Genomic DNA, 17,410 nt, shown 5'->3' on the forward strand with positions numbered 1-17,410 from the left:
CGCTGTGCAAAATCTGACGATTCTGGGATCGACCGGCTCGATCGGCGTCAATACCCTGGATGTCGTTCGTCGCCACCGGCAGAGCTATCGGATCGTTGCGCTTTGCGCGCATCGTCAGGTCGAGCGCCTGTTCGAGCAGTGCATCGAGTTCCAGCCGCGCTACGCGGTCCTTGGTGATCGGGCTCTGGCGGCTGCCCTCGCTGCTCGCTTGGCCGCCGCGAGTTGCCCGACGGAAGTTGCGTCGGGCCCCGAGGCGCTGCTGCGCATGGCCGAATTGCCGGAAGTTGATGTCGTAATGGCGGCCATCGTCGGTGCCGCCGGCTTGCCGCCGACCCTGGCAGCCGCCGTCGCCGGCAAGAAGATTCTGTTGGCGAACAAGGAAGCGCTGGTCATGGCCGGCGCGGTGTTCATGCGCGCAGTTCACCAGAACGGCGCCACTTTGTTACCGATAGATAGTGAACATAACGCTATTTTTCAGTCACTTCCTAGCGATTATTCAGGTAATCTCTCAGAAAGCGGCGTGCTTGGCCTGTTCCTCACCGCATCGGGTGGCCCGTTTCGCACAATGGCGCTTGCCGACCTTGATTCGGTTAGCCCGGAGCAAGCTTGTGCCCATCCGAACTGGGTGATGGGACAAAAGATATCGGTCGATTCGGCGACGATGATGAACAAGGGCCTGGAGATCATCGAAGCGCATTGGCTGTTCAACGTTCCCGCCGACAAAATCGAAGTGGTCATTCATCCGGAAAGCGTCGTCCACTCACTCGTCCAGTACGCCGATGGCTCGGTGATCGCCGAACTCGGCAATCCGGACATGCGCACACCGATCGCGCACGCGCTGGCCTATCCGCGGCGTATCGCGGCGGGCGTCGAGCCCCTGGATCTCTTCCAGGTGGCGTCACTGCATTTCGAGAGGCCGGACCTTGAGCGCTTTCCATGTCTTGCCCTGGCGTATCGCGCGCTCAGTGAAGGCGGCTGCGCGTCGACCACCCTGAACGCTGCCAACGAAGTCGCGGTTCAGGCCTTTCTGGAGGGGCGCATTGCTTTTACGACGATTCACCTGGTGATTGCAGCGGCCATGGATCAGTTGCCGGCAACCAAAGTGCTCGACTCATTGGCCGACGTGCTGGCTGCCGACCGGATGGCGCGCGAGGCCGCCGAGCAGTTCATCATCGCGAAGGCCTGCTGATGAGCGGCTTTCTCTATTACCTGGCAGCCTTTGCCCTGGCCCTGGGAATTCTGGTTGTCGTCCACGAGTACGGACACTACCTCGTGGCGCGCTGGGTTGGCGTCAAGGTCCTGCGCTTTTCGGTCGGCTTTGGCCGGCCGCTCTGGTCGAGGCGTTTCGGCCCTGACGCCACCGAGTGGGCGATTGGCGCTTTTCCCCTGGGCGGCTACGTCAAGATGCTCGACGAGCGCGAAGGCGAGGTTCCGGCGGCGGACTTGCACCGGAGCTTCAACCGGCAGCCGGTCCTCGCGCGGATGGCGATCGTCGCGGCTGGCCCGATGGCCAATTTTCTCTTGGCAATCCTCCTCTATTGGGTGTTGTTCTGGCACGGTACCGAGGAATTCAAGCCATTGCTCGGTGCTCCAGTCGTTGCCAGCCCGGCGGCGGCGGCCGGCGTTGAAAGCGGCGAGCTGGTCCTCAAGGTTGCCGGTGAGGGCGTGCGGACCTGGCAGGAAATGCGTTGGCTGTTGCTGCAGCAGGCTGTAGACCAGGATCAGATTGACCTCGAGCTGATCAACCCGCGCAACGAAATCAGCATCCGTCGCCTGGATGTCTCGGCTATTCGACACTCGGGCTGGGAAGGTGACGCACTGGAAAGGCTGGGACTCGGTCTTTATCGTCCGCGACTGCCTGCCATCCTTGCCGCGGTCAACCCGAACAGCGCTGCGGCCGATGCCGGCCTGCGTCCCGGTGATCATGTGCTGGCTGTCGACGACCAGGCCATTGGCGATTGGGCGGATCTCGTCAGCGTCGTTCGCCAGGCACCCGGAAAGCCGCTGGCCCTGGATCTGTTGCGTGACGGTCAGCGAATCAGGATTTTGGTGACCCCGACTGCGGTCGACGATGAAGGCGAGGAGATCGGCCGGATCGGCGTCACTGTCAGCGATCACGGCCGGTCGCGGGCCGAGTTGATGACCGTCGTCAGCTACGATCCGCTGTCAGCGCTTGGCAAGGCCGTCGCAGAGACCTGGGACAAGTCGACGTTTACCCTGTTGATGATCGGCAAGATGGTTACTGGTGACGTTTCGTGGCGAAACATCAGCGGGCCGGTGACCATTGCCGACTATGCCGGCCGATCGGCGAGACTGGGTCTCGACTACTACCTCAAGTTTCTCGCCCTGGTCAGCATCAGTCTCGGCGTTCTCAATCTGCTGCCGATCCCGATTCTGGATGGGGGGCATTTGCTGTATTATCTGGTCGAAATCATCAAGCGTGGGCCGCTCTCCGAAAGAAGCATGGAAATCGGCCAGCAGATCGGTCTGGCGTTCCTGATTATGCTGATGGCCTTCGCTTTCTACAACGATATCAATCGACTGTTTTCCGGCTGAGCTCATGAAGAGAAACCTGCTCGCAGGTCTGCTTGCTACCCTGTTGGCCTCTGGCGCGGCTGCCATGCAACCGTTTACGGTCAAGGACATTCGTGTCGAAGGCATTCAGCGTGTTGAAGCTGGAACCATTTTCAGCTACCTGCCGGTCAAGGTCGGCGACACGATGAACGACGAGGTGGCAGCGCAGGCCATCAAGACACTGTTTTCGACAGGTTTTTTCAAGGACGTGCGGGTCGAGATCGATGGCGGCGTGGTCATCATCGTCGTCGAGGAGCGCCCGGCGATCGCGCAGATCGATTTCGTTGGCAACAAGGAGTTCGACAAGGAGCAGTTGCTCAAGGGCCTGAAGGAGGTGGGGATATCCGTATCGCGCACTTTCGACCGCGCCACTCTGGAAAAGGCCGAACAGGAGCTGAAACGTCAGTATCTCTCGCGGGGCAGGTACGCAGTGGCGATCACCACCACCATCACGCCACTGGATCGAAACCGCGTGGCGATCAACTTCAATGTTGACGAAGGTGAGACAACCAAGATCAAGCAGATCAATATCGTCGGTGCAAATGCACTCAAGGAGAAAGACCTGCTCGGGGTCATGGAGTTGAAGACGCCGACATGGACCAGCTGGTACACCAAGAGCGACCAGTATTCAAAACAGAAGCTTTCTGCCGATCTCGAAACGCTGCGTTCCTATTACCTGGATCGCGGCTATCTGGAATTCAATGTCGAGTCGACACAGGTATCGATCAGTCCCGACAAGAAGGACATTTACATCACCATCAGCATCAAGGAAGGAGAGCGCTACGTCGTTTCATCGGTGAAACTTGCGGGCGATCTGACGACGTTGTCGGAGGAAGAGTTCAGGAAGGCAGTAACGATCAAGCCGGGGGACGTCTTCTCCCGCCAGAAGCTCAACGAGAGTACCAAGAGCATTGGCGACAAGCTCGGCGCACAGGGCTACGCGTTTGCCAACGTCAATGCGGCGCCGGAGATCGACAAGGAGAAACGCCAGGTGGCGTTCACCATCTTCGTCGATCCGGGCAAGCGAGCTTACGTCAGGCGGATCAACATCACCGGCAATACCAAGACGCGCGACGAGGTGATCCGTCAGGAAATGCGCCAGATGGAAGGCGCCTGGTATGACGCCGACCGGGTCGTGGCGTCCCGTGCAAGAATCGACAAGACCAACTATTTCGGCGAGGTCAACGTGGAAACCCCGCCCGTGCCGGGGACCATTGATCAGGTCGATGTGAACATCAATGTGGCCGAAAAATCGACCGGTAACATCTCCATCGGGGCTGGCTACTCGAGTGCCGAAAAGGTGATCCTGTCGGGTTCCATTTCGCAGGCCAATATCTTTGGCAGCGGCAAGTTCCTGTCCTTGCAGCTCAACACCGGCAAGTTGAACCGTACTTTGGGCATCAACTATACCAATCCCTACTTCACCGTCGACGGCATCAGCCAAGGCTTCGACCTCTACTACCGCACGCTCAACCCGACCTCTCTCGGCTACGCCTTTCAATCCACGTCATACGGTGGCGGAATCCGCTTCGGCTATCCGATTGGTGAAAAGGACACGCTCAACTTTGGCTTGGCGGTCGATCAGACGACCATCGACATCACGCCGATTACGGTGGCGACGCCGATCCAGTACATCCAGTTTCAGGCCCAGCACGGCGACTCCAACGTTACGGTGCCAGCGACCGTATCATGGACCAGCGATACGCGGAACAGCGCGATCTACGCGACCACTGGCGGCGTTCAGCGGGCTGGGCTGGAGGTGGCGATCCCCGGCGCCGACCTGACCTTCTATCGAGCAACCTACCAGCATCAACGTTTTTTCGAGGTTGCCAAGGACGTCGTGCTGATGCTCAATGGCGAGGTGGGCTACGCCGACGGCTTGTCGGGGCAGTCCCTGCCCTTCTACAAGAACTTCTACGCGGGTGGCGTCAACTCGGTCCGCGGCTACGATACCGCGAGCCTCGGCCCTGTCGATCCTCTTTATCCCGATACTCGTCTCGGGGGTACTCGCAAGCTGGTGTTCAACTCCGAAGTCCTGATGCCATTGCCGGGGGTCGACAAGTCGTTCCGCTTCGGGCCGTTCTTTGACGCCGGTAACGTGTTTACCGACAATTACACTTTCTCGGATGAGGGATTGCGGATGTCGGTCGGCCTCGCCGCCGCTTGGGTCTCGCCGCTCGGACCGCTCAAGTTCAGTTTCGGTCAACCGATCAACGAGAAAAGTAATGATAAACTCCAGAAATTCCAGTTTCAGTTCGGGACCACCTTTTAGCCTAGGAGAAGTAGCTTGAATAAAACGATTGCCAGACTGCTGGTTGCGTTGATGGCCTCGCTGCCGGTGTCTTACGCGTCGGCGACAGAAGCACTGAAGGTTGGCTACGTCAATACCCAGCGCCTTTTTCGTGATGCACCCGCAGCCGTAAAAGCTGCCAAGAAGATCGAGCAGGAGTTTTCCAAGCGCGACCAGGATTTGCAGCGTCTCGCCAAGCAGCTTCAGGGCTTGCAAGAGACGCTCGAGAAGAATGGTTTGACGATGGCCGAAGCGGACCGTCGCGCGAAAGAGAAGGATCTGGGCGAAATGTCGCGCGAGTTCCAGCGCAAGCAACGGGAGTTCCGCGAGGATCTGAACCTGCGCCAGAATGAGGAAAATGCGGCGATCATCGAAAAGGCGAACAAGGCGATCAAGCAACTCGCCGAGAGCGAGAAGTACGACCTGATCGTCCAGGATGTGGTCTGGGTCAGTCCGAAACTTGATATCACCGACAAGGTGATCAAGGCCCTATCAGACTCCCGGGACGCGAAGTAAGCGCCAACCGATCAAGCAATGGCGTTCAGGTGTCAGGAGGCCTGCGGCTAGACGAGATCGTCGCCCATCTCGGCGGCGTGGTCGAGGGTGATGGCTCGGTTGTCGTCTCACAGGTAGGGAGCCTCCTTTCGGCAGGCGAGGGCTGCATCGCTTTTCTCGTCAGTCCGAAATATCGGCAGCAACTGAAAAAGACCCAAGCCGCGGCCGTGATCGTGCCGCCGCAGTTCTCCTCCGAAACGTCATTGCCGCGTATCGTTCACCCCAACGCCTACGCTTATTATGCGCGCGTCGCCGCCTTGCTCAATCCGCCATTGAAACGCCGCCCCGGGGTTCATCGGGGCGCGGTCGTCAAATCGGAATTGCCGCCGTCGGCCAGTATTGGCGAGAACGTCGTCATCGGTGAGACCGCAACAATCGGTGAGAACGTCACGCTACATCCCGGCTGTGTGATCGGTGATGGCGTGTCGATTGGCGACGATTCCCTGCTCTACCCAAATGTCGTTATTTATGACGGCTGCGTGATTGGTAAACGGGCCATCATTCACGCCGGTGCGGTCATCGGTGGGGACGGCTTCGGGTTTGCCAAGGAGGGCGAGCGTTGGCTCAAGATTCCGCAGATCGGTCGGGTGGTGATTGGTGATGATGTGGAGATTGGGGTCAATACCTCGGTCGACCGTGGCGCGCTCGACGACACGGTGATCGGTGATGGGGTCAAGCTCGATAACCAGATCCAGATCGGCCACAACGTCATTATTGGTGACCATGCCGCGATGGCCGGCTGCGTCGGCATTGCCGGCAGCACCAGAATCGGTCGCCGGTGTACCGTCGGCGGCGCAGGGATGATCATCGGCCACCTCGAACTGGCCGACGATGTGCACATCTCGGCGGGCAGTATGGTGACCAGGAACCTGCCCCACGCCGGTCAGTACACCAGCATCTTTCCACTTGAGGCGCACCAGGAGTGGTTACATAACGCGGCACAGATCAGGCGTCTGGCGAGGCTCGCCGAGCGGGTCGCCGAACTTGAGAAGAAACTCGAACTGAAGGAGAAAGCGCCTTGACCGCAATGGATATTCACGAAATTTTGGAGCATCTGCCGCATCGCTACCCGTTTCTTCTGGTCGACCGGGTGGTCGACTACGAGTTGGGGAAGGCAATCCATGCCTACAAGAACGTGACGGTCAACGAACCGTTTTTCGTTGGCCATTTCCCGCATCATCCGGTGATGCCTGGCGTGCTGATCATGGAAGCCCTGGCGCAGGCGGCAGGCATCCTGTCGTTCAAGACGATGGGCGTCAAGCCTGACCCGAACTCTGTTTTCTACTTTGTCGGCATCGACGGCGCACGCTTCAAGAAGCCGGTAACTGCGGGCGACCAATTGCATCTGCATGTCCACATCCTGCGCCAAATGCGCGGTATCTGGAAATACAAGGCAGAGGCCCGGGTAGACGGTGAGGTCGTCGCCGAAGCCGAACTGATGTGCGCCAAGCGTGATGTCGCTGGAGCCGCCGGGTGACTGCAGGCATGATCCATTCCAGTGCAATTGTCGATTCCGGCGCGCGCCTTGGGGCCAACGTCGCGGTGGGCGCCTACTCGATCATCGGCGAACATGTGGAGATTGGCGATAACACGGTGATTGGTCCGCACGTCGTGATTTCCGGGCGGACCCGCATCGGTTGCGACAATCGGATCTTCCAGTTTTGTTCGCTCGGCGAAGTGCCGCAGGACAAGAAGTATGACGGTGAGCCCACCTGCCTGGAGATCGGTGACCGCAACACGATTCGCGAATTCTGCACTTTCAACCTCGGCACCGCTCAGGATGTAGGCATTACCCGCGTCGGTGACGACAACTGGATCATGGCCTACGTGCACATTGCACACGATTGCCAGGTGGGTAACCGCACCGTGTTTGCCAACAATGCGCAGTTGGCGGGTCATGTTCACATCGGCGATTGGGCCATTCTTGGCGGCTACACGGGAGTCCACCAGTTCTGCCGCGTCGGAGCCCATACCATGACCGCCGTCGGGACGGTGGTGCTGCAGGACGTTCCCCCCTTCGTGATGGCTGCTGGCAACTCGGCCAGTCCCTTTGGCATCAATGCCGAGGGACTCAAGCGCCGCGGTTTTTCGGCGGAAGCGCTGCTGGCGTTGAAACGCGCCTACCGGACACTTTACAAATCAGGACTGATGCTCGACGAGGCGCGAGCCAAGCTCGATGAAGAGGTCCTCGCGCATCCGGAGATCCAACCGCTGATCGACTTCCTCGCGGTATCGAAGCGCGGCATCATTCGATGACCGCACCGGTACCGGTGCGGATCGCCATGGTGGCCGGGGAGGCGTCGGGCGATCTGCTGGCCAGCCAGTTGATGCAGGCGCTTCAGGAAAAACTTTCAGGCGTGGAATTCTTCGGGGTGGGTGGTCCGAGAATGCTCGGCATGGGCTTCCAGGCCTGGCATCCGCTGGAGAAACTGGCCGTCCGCGGCTATGTCGAGGTGCTCCGGCACTATCGCGAAATCGCCGCTATCCGCAGCGACCTCAAGCGTCGCCTGCTGGCTGATCCGCCCGACATCTTTATCGGCGTTGATGCGCCGGACTTCAACCTGGCGCTTGAGAAGGCTCTCAAGCGTCGCGGTGTTCCGAGCATCCACTATGTCAGCCCGTCGATCTGGGCTTGGCGTGGTGAGCGCATCCACAAGATCGGTGCGGCAGTTTCGCGCGTGCTGGCACTATTTCCGTTCGAAACGGCGCTGTACGAGAAACAGGGTATTCCGGTGACCTACGTCGGCCATCCCCTGGCCGACATGCTGCCAATCGAAGACGGGCGCGACGCGGCGCGAACCGTGCTCGGCCTGTCGTCGCAGGCGCCGGTTTTCGCCCTTTTGCCTGGCAGTCGGCAATCGGAACTGCAGTACATGGCGGACACCTTCATCGAAACCGCGCGCCGAATTCGCGACCAGATTCCCGATGCGGTCTTTCTCGCCCCGCTGACCAGTCGTGAAACACGCGAACTGTTTGACGCCGCACTGCATCGCTGCCGGGCGAAGGAACTGCCGATTCGTCTGTTGTTCGGCCACGCGCACCAGGCGATGATGGCTGCCGACGCCGTCCTGGTGGCCAGTGGCACGGCCACTCTCGAAGCTGCACTGCTGAAGCGACCGATGGCCATCGTCTACAAGATGGCGCCGCTCTCTTACCGAATGATGCGTCGCATGGGCTATCTGCCTTACGTTGGCTTGCCCAACGTTCTGGCCGGCCGGTTCATCGTTCCGGAGTTCATCCAGGATGAAGCGACGCCGGAAAACCTGGCGCAGGCGCTGCTCAACCTCTACGCCGACAAATTACTGTGCGAACGGATCAGGTCGGTATTCACAGAGATCCATCTGCAACTTCGGCAAAACGCCGCCGACAAAGCGGCCTCGGCGGTCCTCGATTGCCTGCCAATGGTAGTTAGCGACCGTGCCCTTCCTGCTGCCGCCTGACGGTCTCGTCTGTGGTATCGATGAGGCGGGCCGCGGTCCGCTGGCCGGGCCGGTGGTCGCTGCTGCGGTGATCCTCGATCCGGCCTGGCCGATCGCCGGTCTTGACGATTCGAAGAAGCTTTCGCCCAGAAAGCGGGCGACGTTGGCCGAGCAGATCCGTGCCACGGCGGTGGCCTGGGCGGTCGCCGAAGCCAGCGTCGAGGAGATCGACCGCATCAACATTCTGCAGGCCAGCCTGCTGGCGATGCAGCGGGCGGTCGCCGCACTCGCGGGTCGGCACGGGCTCGTCACTCCCCGTCACGCGCAGGTCGATGGAATTCATTGCCCGCAGCTCGACTGCTCCGTTGAAGCTATCGTCGGTGGCGATGGCAAGGTCGCCGCCATTGCTGCGGCATCCATTCTCGCCAAAACCACTCGCGACGCCGGCATGCTTGTCCTGCACGCGATCTACCCACAGTACGGGTTCGATCGGCATATGGGCTATCCGACCGCATTTCACCTCAAGGCGCTGCAGGATCATGGCGCGAGTCCGCAGCATCGCCGCAGTTACGCGCCGGTCGCCCGACTCAGCCAGTCATGAAAAGGATCGCTTCGCGTGACAATGCGCAGTACAAGACATTACTGAAGATCTGCCGGAGCGGCCGCGAGCGGCGCAAGAGCGATTGCGTGTTGCTCGACGGCATGCATCTGATAGAAGCCTACGGCCAGCATTATGGCCTTCCCGAAGAACTGCTGGTCAGTGACAGCGGTGTCAGCCGGCCCGAAAACGCCAGCTATCTGGAGAACCGAGCGGCCACCACCAAGGTCACTCTTCTTGCCGATGCGCTGTTCGACGATCTGGCGACGGTGGAAGCGCCAAGCGGGATCATGGCCATCGTTTTGCGGCCGCGACCGGCGCACGGTCCTGCTGACGATGCCGACGCCATCCTGCTCGATGGTGTTCAGGATCCGGGAAATGTCGGGTCGATCCTGCGCAGCGCTGCGGCGGCGGGCTTCTGCCAGGCCCTGCTGTCGGTCGATTGTGCGCAGGCCTGGTCACCGAAGACCCTACGGGCTGCGATGGGCGCGCATTTCCAGCTCGATATCCATGAAAACTGTGATCTGCCGGGCTTTCTCGCGACCTATCGCGGTCAGTCCGTTGCGACTGCGCTGGCCGGGGCAGAGAGCCTCTATGCGGCTGATCTTGGCCGACCGCTGGCCTGGGTATTTGGCAGCGAGGGGCTCGGCGTCAGGTCAACGGTGATCGCCGCGACCGGTGTGCAGCTGCGCATCCCGATGCCGGGCGCCAGCGAATCACTGAATGTTGCCGCTGCCGCTGCGATCTGCCTGTTCGAGACGGTCAGGCGTCGGCTGGCGAGCGAGCCACCGCTGGCCGACAACCGGCCGTAAGGCGCTGCGTCGTGCGAACTGCCTGGACCGCTGTTCGCAGGTCGCCATAGCCTTTGCTGCAACTTGCAGGCAAGTTTGGTGTTCCCGTAGCGTTCTGCTAGAATCCGCCGTCTTGCGGAGAGATGGATGAGTGGTTTAAGTCGCACGCCTGGAAAGCGTGTTTAGGATAATATCCTAACGCGGGTTCGAATCCCGCTCTCTCCGCCAGTTCAAGCCTCGATCTGCAGTTGTCCCGGATCAAGGATCAGGAAACGGGCAAAGCGTCCAGTCTTCTTGCTGCCGTCGTCGCTGACGATGATGATGCGTTGTTCGCCATCGATCAAGGCCGGGCAGATACCCTCAGCGTGTTCGAAGCCCGGCAAGCCCGCGACGGTTACCCGACGCGCAGGGTCATCACTATTGCCGCCCCAGAACCAGAGTCCGAATTGAACCTGTTCGCGATTCGTCGGGCCGCTGATGACCAGATAGCCAGCGAGCAGGCGCACGTAAGCCATCCCACGAATCCCGTCGCCGCCCAGGTCCAGGGTCGCCAGGCGGGCGGCGATTACGGGCTGTTCACCCGATTCGAAAACCGCTTGCGGGTTTTCGATGAAAGCGACGATCGCCCGCTGCTCAAGCAGCGGGCTGCGGAATCCCACCAGCAGGGAGCTATCGTCCGGAGTCATCGCCAGCGCTTCGATGTTGAGCCCCCCCATGTTCTTGACGTCCCGTATCTCGGCAGCCGCGGCGAGCAGCGGGTGCGCCGCCAGCAGGGAACGCTTCAGTCCGATCGCCTCCACCGGCTCGACGACGCGATCACCCTCGATCCGGAAGCGGACCAGTTTTTCGCGCGATGTCTTTTCGTCGCCGGCACTGTTCCTGGAATGCGAGCTTATCGCGTAGATGTATCCGGTCTGGTCGACGGCCACACCCTCGAGGTCAACGAGTTTCCAGAACTCGACGGCGATACCCAGCGGCCTGTAGGGCTCCAGAGCCATGCTGTCGACATTGCCGTCGGCATCGATCCTGAGCAGGCTGAGTGCCGGCCGCTCTTCGTCTTCGGCAACAATGAAGCGGCCGTCAGGGAGCTGCCGAATGCCGGACGGCTCAAAGATTCCGGTCAAGGTGCCAAAGATCGGGATGTTGTCAGGAGCCAAGTGGGTGGCCTCGTGTCAGGAATGCAAGCCAGGAACTTCAAGGGGTGGGTGGGACTATCTGCGACTATCGCAGGGGCAAACGGCCGAACATAACATGGATGCGGTGCTGCTCTCAAGATCGTCCCGGCCGCGTCCTTCCATCGCCAGTCGTACTCCATGAACTAGAGCGGATGGTCGCCACCGCGAGCGCGCGCCTGAGCGAGCCGCCAGAAGGAAATCCGCTTTAAGTGCAACTCAAAAAAGCTCTCGAGGTGTTCGATCGAATGCACCTCCGGGCATTTGCCCGCCACCAACGCGAATGAGTTGGGCGCTGCCACCGTCACGGATCACCATAGGGTGTTTGAGCTGCGCGTTCCGGCCGCCTGCTGATGGCGCCGAGGGTGCCGAGCATCGGCAGCAGCACGAATTTCAGCTGGGGCCGCCCCGCTTTTCCCTAGCCGCGGCGCCAGCTGTGGAAGCGTCCAACCCATTCGAGCAGTTTCTGCGGCGCGTGCGCCTTTTTCCAGTTGCCGGCGACGTATTTGTTGGCTTCGGCGAGGGTGGGGTAGATATGGATGGTGCCCAGGATCTTGTTCAGTCCGATACCGTGCCGCATGGCCAGGACATACTCGGCGATCAGGTCGCCAGCGTGTTCGCCGACGATGGTGACGCCGAGAATACGGTCCTTGCCGGGTACGGTGAGGACCTTGATGAAGCCGTGTGCTTCGCCGTCGGCGATCGCCCGGTCGAGATCGTCGAGGCCGTAGACCGTCACTTCATGGGCGATCTTGCGCTCGCTGGCCTCGGTTTCGTTGAGTCCGACGCGCGCCACCTCGGGTTCGACGAAGGTCGACCAGGGAATCACCGAGTAGTCGGTGCGGAACTTGCGGAAAGGGTCGAACAGCGCATTGACTGCCGCGTACCAGGCCTGGTGTGCCGCCGTATGGGTGAACTGAAATGGTCCGGCGACATCGCCGGCAGCGTAGATATTCGGATATTTCGTTTGCAGGAACTCGTTGGTCTCGACTGTGCGTTTGGCAGCGATGCCCAGTTCCTCGAGGCCGTAGCCCTTCAGATTGGCCACCCGGCCGACAGCGACCAGCAGCGCGTCGAAGGGGATGCGCACCTCCTGGCCCTGATGCTCGGCGATCAGGATCTTCTCGCCTTCCTCAATGACGAAAGCCTTGGCCTGGTGATTGACCAGCACGGCAATGCCTTCGGCGCGGAAACGCTGCATGACCAGTTCGGACACCTCCGGATCCTCGCGGACCATGATCCGTGGGCCCTGTTGCACTTGTGTCACCTTGGCGCCAAGGCGGGAGAAGGCCTGCGTCAGTTCGCAACCGATCGGGCCGCCGCCGAGCACCAGCAGCCGCCGGGGCAGTTCGCGCAGATCCCAGACGGTGTCGGAAGTCAGATAGCCGACTTCATCAAGACCCGGTAGCGGTGGCACGAAGGGGCGGCCGCCGGTAGCGATGACGATGCTGCGGGTGCTCAGGCGCTCGCTCTTGCCATTATTGCGAACGATGTCCACCTCCCACGGTGAGACGATTTTTGCCGTGCCTTCGATCACCTCTACGCCCAGCCCGGTGTAGCGTTCGACGGAATCATGCGGTTCGACGGTTTTGATGATCCGCTGCACGCGCGTCATCACTTCGGCGAAGTCGAACTCCGCTTTGGCGTCGCGGATGCCGAACTCCTGCGAGCGCTGGATGTGCGACAGCAGCTTGGCCGAGCGGATCAGTGCCTTCGACGGCACGCAGCCGGTGTTCAGGCAGTCACCGCCGAGCTTGTGCTTTTCCACCAAAGTCACCTTGGCCTTGACCGCCGCCGCGATGTAGGCGGTGACCAGACCGGCCGAGCCGGCGCCGATGACCACCATGTTGCGGTCGAAGCGCGCCGGTTTCTGCCAGCCCGCGTAGACTTTCCGGGCGGCCAGCATCTCGACAATCTTCTTGGCGATCAGCGGAAAGACCCCGAGCAGCACAAACGACCCGAGCAGGCCGGGCGAGAGGATGCCTGAAAGCGAATCGATTTTTGCCAGCTGGGTGCCGGTATTCACATAGACCAGTGTGCCGGCGAGCATGCCGAGCTGGCTGACCCAGTAGAAGGTCCGCGTCTTGATCGGTGTCAGACCCATCAACAGGTTGATGGCGAAAAATGGGAAGACTGGTACCAGGCGCAAGGTGAACAGATAGAATCCACCGTCCTTCTCGACGCCGCTGTTGATCGCCCGCAGGCGGTCGCCGAAGCGTTTCTGTACCCAGTCGCGCAGCAGGAAGCGCGATGCCAGGAAGGCGAGGGTGGCACCGAGCGACGAGGCAAACGAAACCAGCAGCAAGCCCCAGAAGAGACCGAAAACTGCACCACCGACCAGGGTCATCACCGCCGCGCCGGGCAGCGACAGGCCGGTCACGGCGACGTAGATGACGAAGAACGCCAGCGCCGCCTGCAACGGATGGGTTACCCGCCAGGCCGCGATCGCCTCCTGCTGGCTCTTCAGGTAATCGAGGCTGAGGAAGCGCCCAAGGTCGAGAGCGAAGTAGGCCACTATCAGGGCTGCCAGTGCGGCCATGAGCAGCAGTCGTCGAACATTCATCGCGGTCTTCTCCGATCTTTGGTCTTGTTGTCAGTAGACCGTTCTGTCGGCCGGCGCCGCCGTCGTCTTACAGTGCCGGTCGCGGGCGCTACGCTTGGGCTGCAGGAAACAGGATAGGCGGCAGTTCGGAGAGGTCCTTGATTTCGCCGTCGGGCGTCGCCGGAATTCGCTCGGCGGCCTGGCCAAAGCGATTGCACCACAGGACACGGAAGCCAAAGGCTTTGGCCGAGTAGGCATCCCAAGCGTTCGACGAGAGGAAGCAGATCGCGTCCGGGGTGACCTGCAGGCGATCGGCGGCCAGGCCATAGACAGACGGATGCGGCTTGAAGACGCCGACGTCTTCGACCGAGAGCACCGCGTCGAAGACGCCGTCGAGGCCGCTGCTCTCGACGACCGCCGCCAGCATGGCCGGTGTCCCGTTCGACAGAATCGCCAGCTTCATTCTCGCGGCTTTCAGCCGGTGCAGGGTCTCGGTCACTTCGGGATAGGTTCCCAGGTGCAGGTAGAGCTCCATCAGGCGGCTTCGCAGGTCGGGCCGATCGATCTTCAGCGTCGCCAGCGAAAAATCGAGCGCGTCGCCGGTAACCTGCCAGAAATCGGCATGTCGACCGCCGAGGCCGCGTAGCCAGGTGTATTGCAGCTGCTTCTGACGCCAGAGGTCCGAAAGGCGAAGCCAATCGTCCCCGAGTTCGTCTTTTGCCGCGAGTGCCGCGCTGTTGAAATCAAAGAGCGTGCCGTAGGCGTCGAAGACGCAGGCTTCGATGCCGTCCAGTTGCAGTTCTGTCATGGTCAGTCCTCCCTTTTGTGCGCCTGGTGGCGGCCACGCGAGAAGGCCTTGTCCGCCGGTCGCGCGTCGCTTGCCGCTGAATCAGAGGCCGCAGGTCGGCGCTGCGGCGACTTCGTCACCGAGCGCGCCGCCACAACTTGATCCCTGTCCCGCCGTGCAGCCGTAGCAGTGATCGGCGACCCGGATCGCGCAGCCTTCGACCGCCGCCGCGGTTACCTCGGTGATGTGCAGGCGAGGGCGACCGGGCTTGCCCATCGGCAGGCCGAGCTGCTGGTTGAAGTCGCAATCGTAAAGATAACCTTGCCAGTCGATCGACAGCAGGTTGCGGCACATCACCTGCTCGAGATTGTCGTCGCGGTGCGCGCTACGCAGCAACTGCATGTAACTGTTGAACTGCCCCTTGGAGATGAGCATCGATCCGAAGCGCTGGATCGGCATGTTGCTCAGCGTGAACAGCTCGTTGAAGACGATGCCGAACTCCCGCCCGAGGTGCTCCCGATAGGCGGCGGCCAGCGGCCTCTGCGGTGGCGGCAGCGTCGGTCCCTGCGGATTGAACACCAGGTTGAGCACCAGATCACTGTCGGGCGCCGCGTAGCCCAGCGCGTTGAGCCGCTGCAGGCCGCGGATGCTGCCGTCGAAAGCGCCCTTGCCGCGTTGCCGGTCGACGTTCTCTTCGAGATAGCAGGGCAGTGAGGCGACCACTTCGACGCCATGCGCTGCCAGGAACTCAGCCAGATCTTCGTGGCCCGGTTCTTCGAGGATGGTCAGGTTGCAGCGGTCGATGACCCGCAGGCCGCGTTGTCGCCCAGCGACCACTAGCCGGCGAAAATGCCGGTTCAGCTCGGGCGCGCCGCCGGTCAGGTCGAGCACCTTCACTTCGGGGCTGGCGGCGATGAAGGCCAGCACTGCATCGATCGTTTCCGCGGTCATCTCTTCCTTGCGCTGCGGGCCGGCATTGACGTGGCAATGTAGGCAGCTCTGATTGCAGCGGTAACCGAGGTTGACCTGCAGGCTTTCGACCGAGCGCCGGCTCAGGGCCGGGAAGGTACTGATGGCGAGGAGGGGCAGGGTGGCGTGCATGCTTGTTTTTCTCCGTTGGGTCGTCCCACCTTGGTCGACTGCTAACCATCTTTCCTTACACCACTGGGTCGCGCAGCATCGAGAAAAGGCGGTCGCCCGGCGACCAGACCGGTAACGATACGACATTCCCGGCGCTATTGCCGGATTCTCCGAGGTCGGGAAAGCGCGAAAACTGCTTACTCAAGCGCTGGGTGAACTCAGGGCTGTCAGCCAAAGAACACCTCTGTCCGACAGTAGCCGTACGACCCTGCGTCGGACAGTCTGAGCACCAACGGGCGGCGATCGTTGCGCAGGATTTGCGTCGGGTGGTCGCTACCGCTCGTTCGCTCAGGGCGGGGGCGCGGCACGGTGGCGCCAGGCCGCACCCCCGATGGCTTGCGATCAGTTACAGCGCTTCGGCTGGGGAATCCCGGTCTGTACCGCCGGATTGTAGCCGGCGTCATTGCCCAGGGCCTTGGCCGCCTCCGGTGCCGCCGCGGCCTTCATCGCCAGGGGCAGAGCCTTGACCATCTGGTCATACTGATTGTCGAGGCACTTCTGATCCAGCGGGGTTTGCTGCGAGCAGGTGGGTTCACCGCCGAGCGCGGCCTTCACCTCGGGGACGCTGCCGAGGTAGGCGCCCCACTTGAACTCGAGGAAGTAGACCGTCGCTGGTGCGCAGGTCGCGGTCTCGTGGAACTTGTCCTCGCAGCTCAGTTCGTCGTCGTCCCTGGCGGCGCCGGGAGGGTCGCATTTGACGTAGCCGCAGCTGCCCCGTACCCAGGCCGACAGGGTGCGCAGCGGATCGTCCTGCAAGGTACTGATGCTTTTTGGCAGCTGACTTGGCTTGATATCCTCGCCGGCGGGGTTCTTCAGCCAGACGTCGTGCTCCTTGGCCATCAACGCCCAGAAAGCGTCCTTGTGCATGGCGGACCAGTCGTTGAGCAGGTAGGCGTTGACCTTTTTCTCCTTGTCCTTGATGTCCGCATTCCAGACGGCGGTGGACAGGTGATGGTGGTCGGTCAGATAGAACACGCCCCCGGGTCCGCGCACCAGCGGGACCCAGCGGTTATCCGCGAGCAGGTACTTCTCGAGTTTTCCGGCTTTGGCCTTGCCCGAAATCTTTGCCGCCTTGCATTCCACGGCGTCCATCCCGACGGCCGACTGGGTCGGGTGGAGGTCTTGCACATCAATGACACAGCCCCGCTTCTTCTTCTCCTTGAGGGTGATGATCCCATCATCCGGTCTGGCGACCTTGGTCTTGTTGCCGCACTTGGGAAGCGCGCTGTCCTCGTGGTCCTTGCTCTTCTTGGCGTCAGCCGCCCCCGACAATCCGATCATCATCAATCCCGAAAGCATCATGGTGATAGCACGCATCGCGTCTCTCCTCTGTTAAACCAACGTGAAACAGCTGTGGATCGGCATTGTTGCCGGGCCGTCGGGAGTATCGGCGGCGAGAGAAAGCAAGTCAATTGCCGCTGCGCTCAGCGCGGTGGCATATGCAGGCGCTGGGGCCGGGACGACAGCACGCGGTCGGTGTGCGGGCGAATCGAGGATTGCCGCGCGGGTGGCTACCGGTCGTGCGCCAGGACCGGTTGCCGA

Annotated in this window: 15 protein-coding genes and 1 tRNA gene; 11 read left to right on the top strand and 5 right to left on the bottom strand. The window is 61.4% G+C overall.

Going from position 1 to position 17,410, the window contains the following annotated elements:
* Positions 1-4 precede the first annotated feature (4 nt).
* The 11 genes from ispC (at position 5) to RUW20_RS20050 (ending at position 10,455) form a co-directional block, all read left to right on the top strand.
* A complete protein-coding gene (gene ispC, locus RUW20_RS20000) occupies positions 5-1,189 on the top strand; it encodes a 1-deoxy-D-xylulose-5-phosphate reductoisomerase (protein WP_313953977.1) in 1,185 nt (394 codons plus the stop codon).
* Entirely contained in the window at positions 1,189-2,556 is a 1,368-nt protein-coding gene (rseP, locus tag RUW20_RS20005) for an RIP metalloprotease RseP (RefSeq protein ID WP_313953978.1), read from the top strand. Before ispC ends, rseP begins: the two co-directional genes overlap by 1 nt.
* A gap of 4 nt (positions 2,557-2,560) precedes the next feature.
* Positions 2,561-4,846, top strand: a complete 2,286-nt coding sequence (gene bamA / locus RUW20_RS20010) for an outer membrane protein assembly factor BamA (protein WP_313953979.1) — start codon at positions 2,561-2,563, stop codon at positions 4,844-4,846.
* Between the two features lie 51 nt (positions 4,847-4,897).
* Positions 4,898-5,380: an OmpH family outer membrane protein gene (locus RUW20_RS20015; protein ID WP_313954049.1), complete on the top strand. Its 483-nt coding sequence runs from the start codon at positions 4,898-4,900 to the stop codon at positions 5,378-5,380.
* Between the two features lie 29 nt (positions 5,381-5,409).
* Complete coding sequence (lpxD, locus tag RUW20_RS20020) at positions 5,410-6,441, top strand: UDP-3-O-(3-hydroxymyristoyl)glucosamine N-acyltransferase (RefSeq protein WP_313953980.1); 1,032 nt, start codon at positions 5,410-5,412, stop codon at positions 6,439-6,441.
* A 5-nt stretch (positions 6,442-6,446) separates the two neighbouring features.
* Positions 6,447-6,896, top strand: coding sequence for a 3-hydroxyacyl-ACP dehydratase FabZ (gene fabZ, locus RUW20_RS20025; protein WP_313954050.1), 450 nt, complete (start codon positions 6,447-6,449; stop codon positions 6,894-6,896).
* Positions 6,897-6,904: 8 nt separating this feature from the next.
* On the top strand, positions 6,905-7,675 hold the full coding sequence (lpxA, locus tag RUW20_RS20030; protein ID WP_313953981.1) for an acyl-ACP--UDP-N-acetylglucosamine O-acyltransferase: 771 nt from the start codon (positions 6,905-6,907) through the stop codon (positions 7,673-7,675).
* The gene (lpxB, locus tag RUW20_RS20035) at positions 7,672-8,859 is read left to right on the top strand and encodes a lipid-A-disaccharide synthase (protein ID WP_313953982.1); all 1,188 of its coding nucleotides are present in this window, start codon (positions 7,672-7,674) and stop codon (positions 8,857-8,859) included. Before lpxA ends, lpxB begins: the two co-directional genes overlap by 4 nt.
* Complete coding sequence (gene rnhB / locus RUW20_RS20040) at positions 8,837-9,439, top strand: ribonuclease HII (protein WP_313953983.1); 603 nt, start codon at positions 8,837-8,839, stop codon at positions 9,437-9,439. The genes lpxB and rnhB overlap by 23 nt, the downstream gene beginning before the upstream one ends.
* Positions 9,436-10,248, top strand: coding sequence for an RNA methyltransferase (locus tag RUW20_RS20045; protein ID WP_313953984.1), 813 nt, complete (start codon positions 9,436-9,438; stop codon positions 10,246-10,248). Before rnhB ends, RUW20_RS20045 begins: the two co-directional genes overlap by 4 nt.
* 116 nt (positions 10,249-10,364) lie before the next feature.
* A tRNA-Ser gene (locus tag RUW20_RS20050) sits at positions 10,365-10,455 on the top strand.
* A gap of 2 nt (positions 10,456-10,457) precedes the next feature.
* Here the strand turns inward: RUW20_RS20050 and RUW20_RS20055 are convergent.
* From RUW20_RS20055 to RUW20_RS20075, 5 genes are all read right to left on the bottom strand, one after another.
* Complete coding sequence (locus RUW20_RS20055) at positions 10,458-11,384, bottom strand: DUF3616 domain-containing protein (RefSeq protein ID WP_313953985.1); 927 nt, start codon at positions 11,382-11,384, stop codon at positions 10,458-10,460.
* Between the two features lie 433 nt (positions 11,385-11,817).
* Positions 11,818-13,962, bottom strand: a complete 2,145-nt coding sequence (locus RUW20_RS20060; RefSeq protein ID WP_313953986.1) for an FAD-dependent oxidoreductase — start codon at positions 13,960-13,962, stop codon at positions 11,818-11,820.
* A gap of 88 nt (positions 13,963-14,050) precedes the next feature.
* Positions 14,051-14,749, bottom strand: coding sequence for a haloacid dehalogenase type II (locus RUW20_RS20065; protein ID WP_313953987.1), 699 nt, complete (start codon positions 14,747-14,749; stop codon positions 14,051-14,053).
* Between the two features lie 81 nt (positions 14,750-14,830).
* Positions 14,831-15,829, bottom strand: coding sequence for an arsenosugar biosynthesis radical SAM (seleno)protein ArsS (gene arsS, locus RUW20_RS20070; RefSeq protein ID WP_313953988.1), 999 nt, complete (start codon positions 15,827-15,829; stop codon positions 14,831-14,833).
* A gap of 381 nt (positions 15,830-16,210) precedes the next feature.
* Complete coding sequence (locus RUW20_RS20075) at positions 16,211-17,185, bottom strand: ParB/Srx family N-terminal domain-containing protein (RefSeq protein WP_313953989.1); 975 nt, start codon at positions 17,183-17,185, stop codon at positions 16,211-16,213.
* Between the last annotated feature and the right edge of the window lie 225 nt (positions 17,186-17,410).

The sequence above is a fragment of the Accumulibacter sp. genome, assembly GCF_032229525.1.
GTDB lineage: Bacteria > Pseudomonadota > Gammaproteobacteria > Burkholderiales > Rhodocyclaceae > Accumulibacter.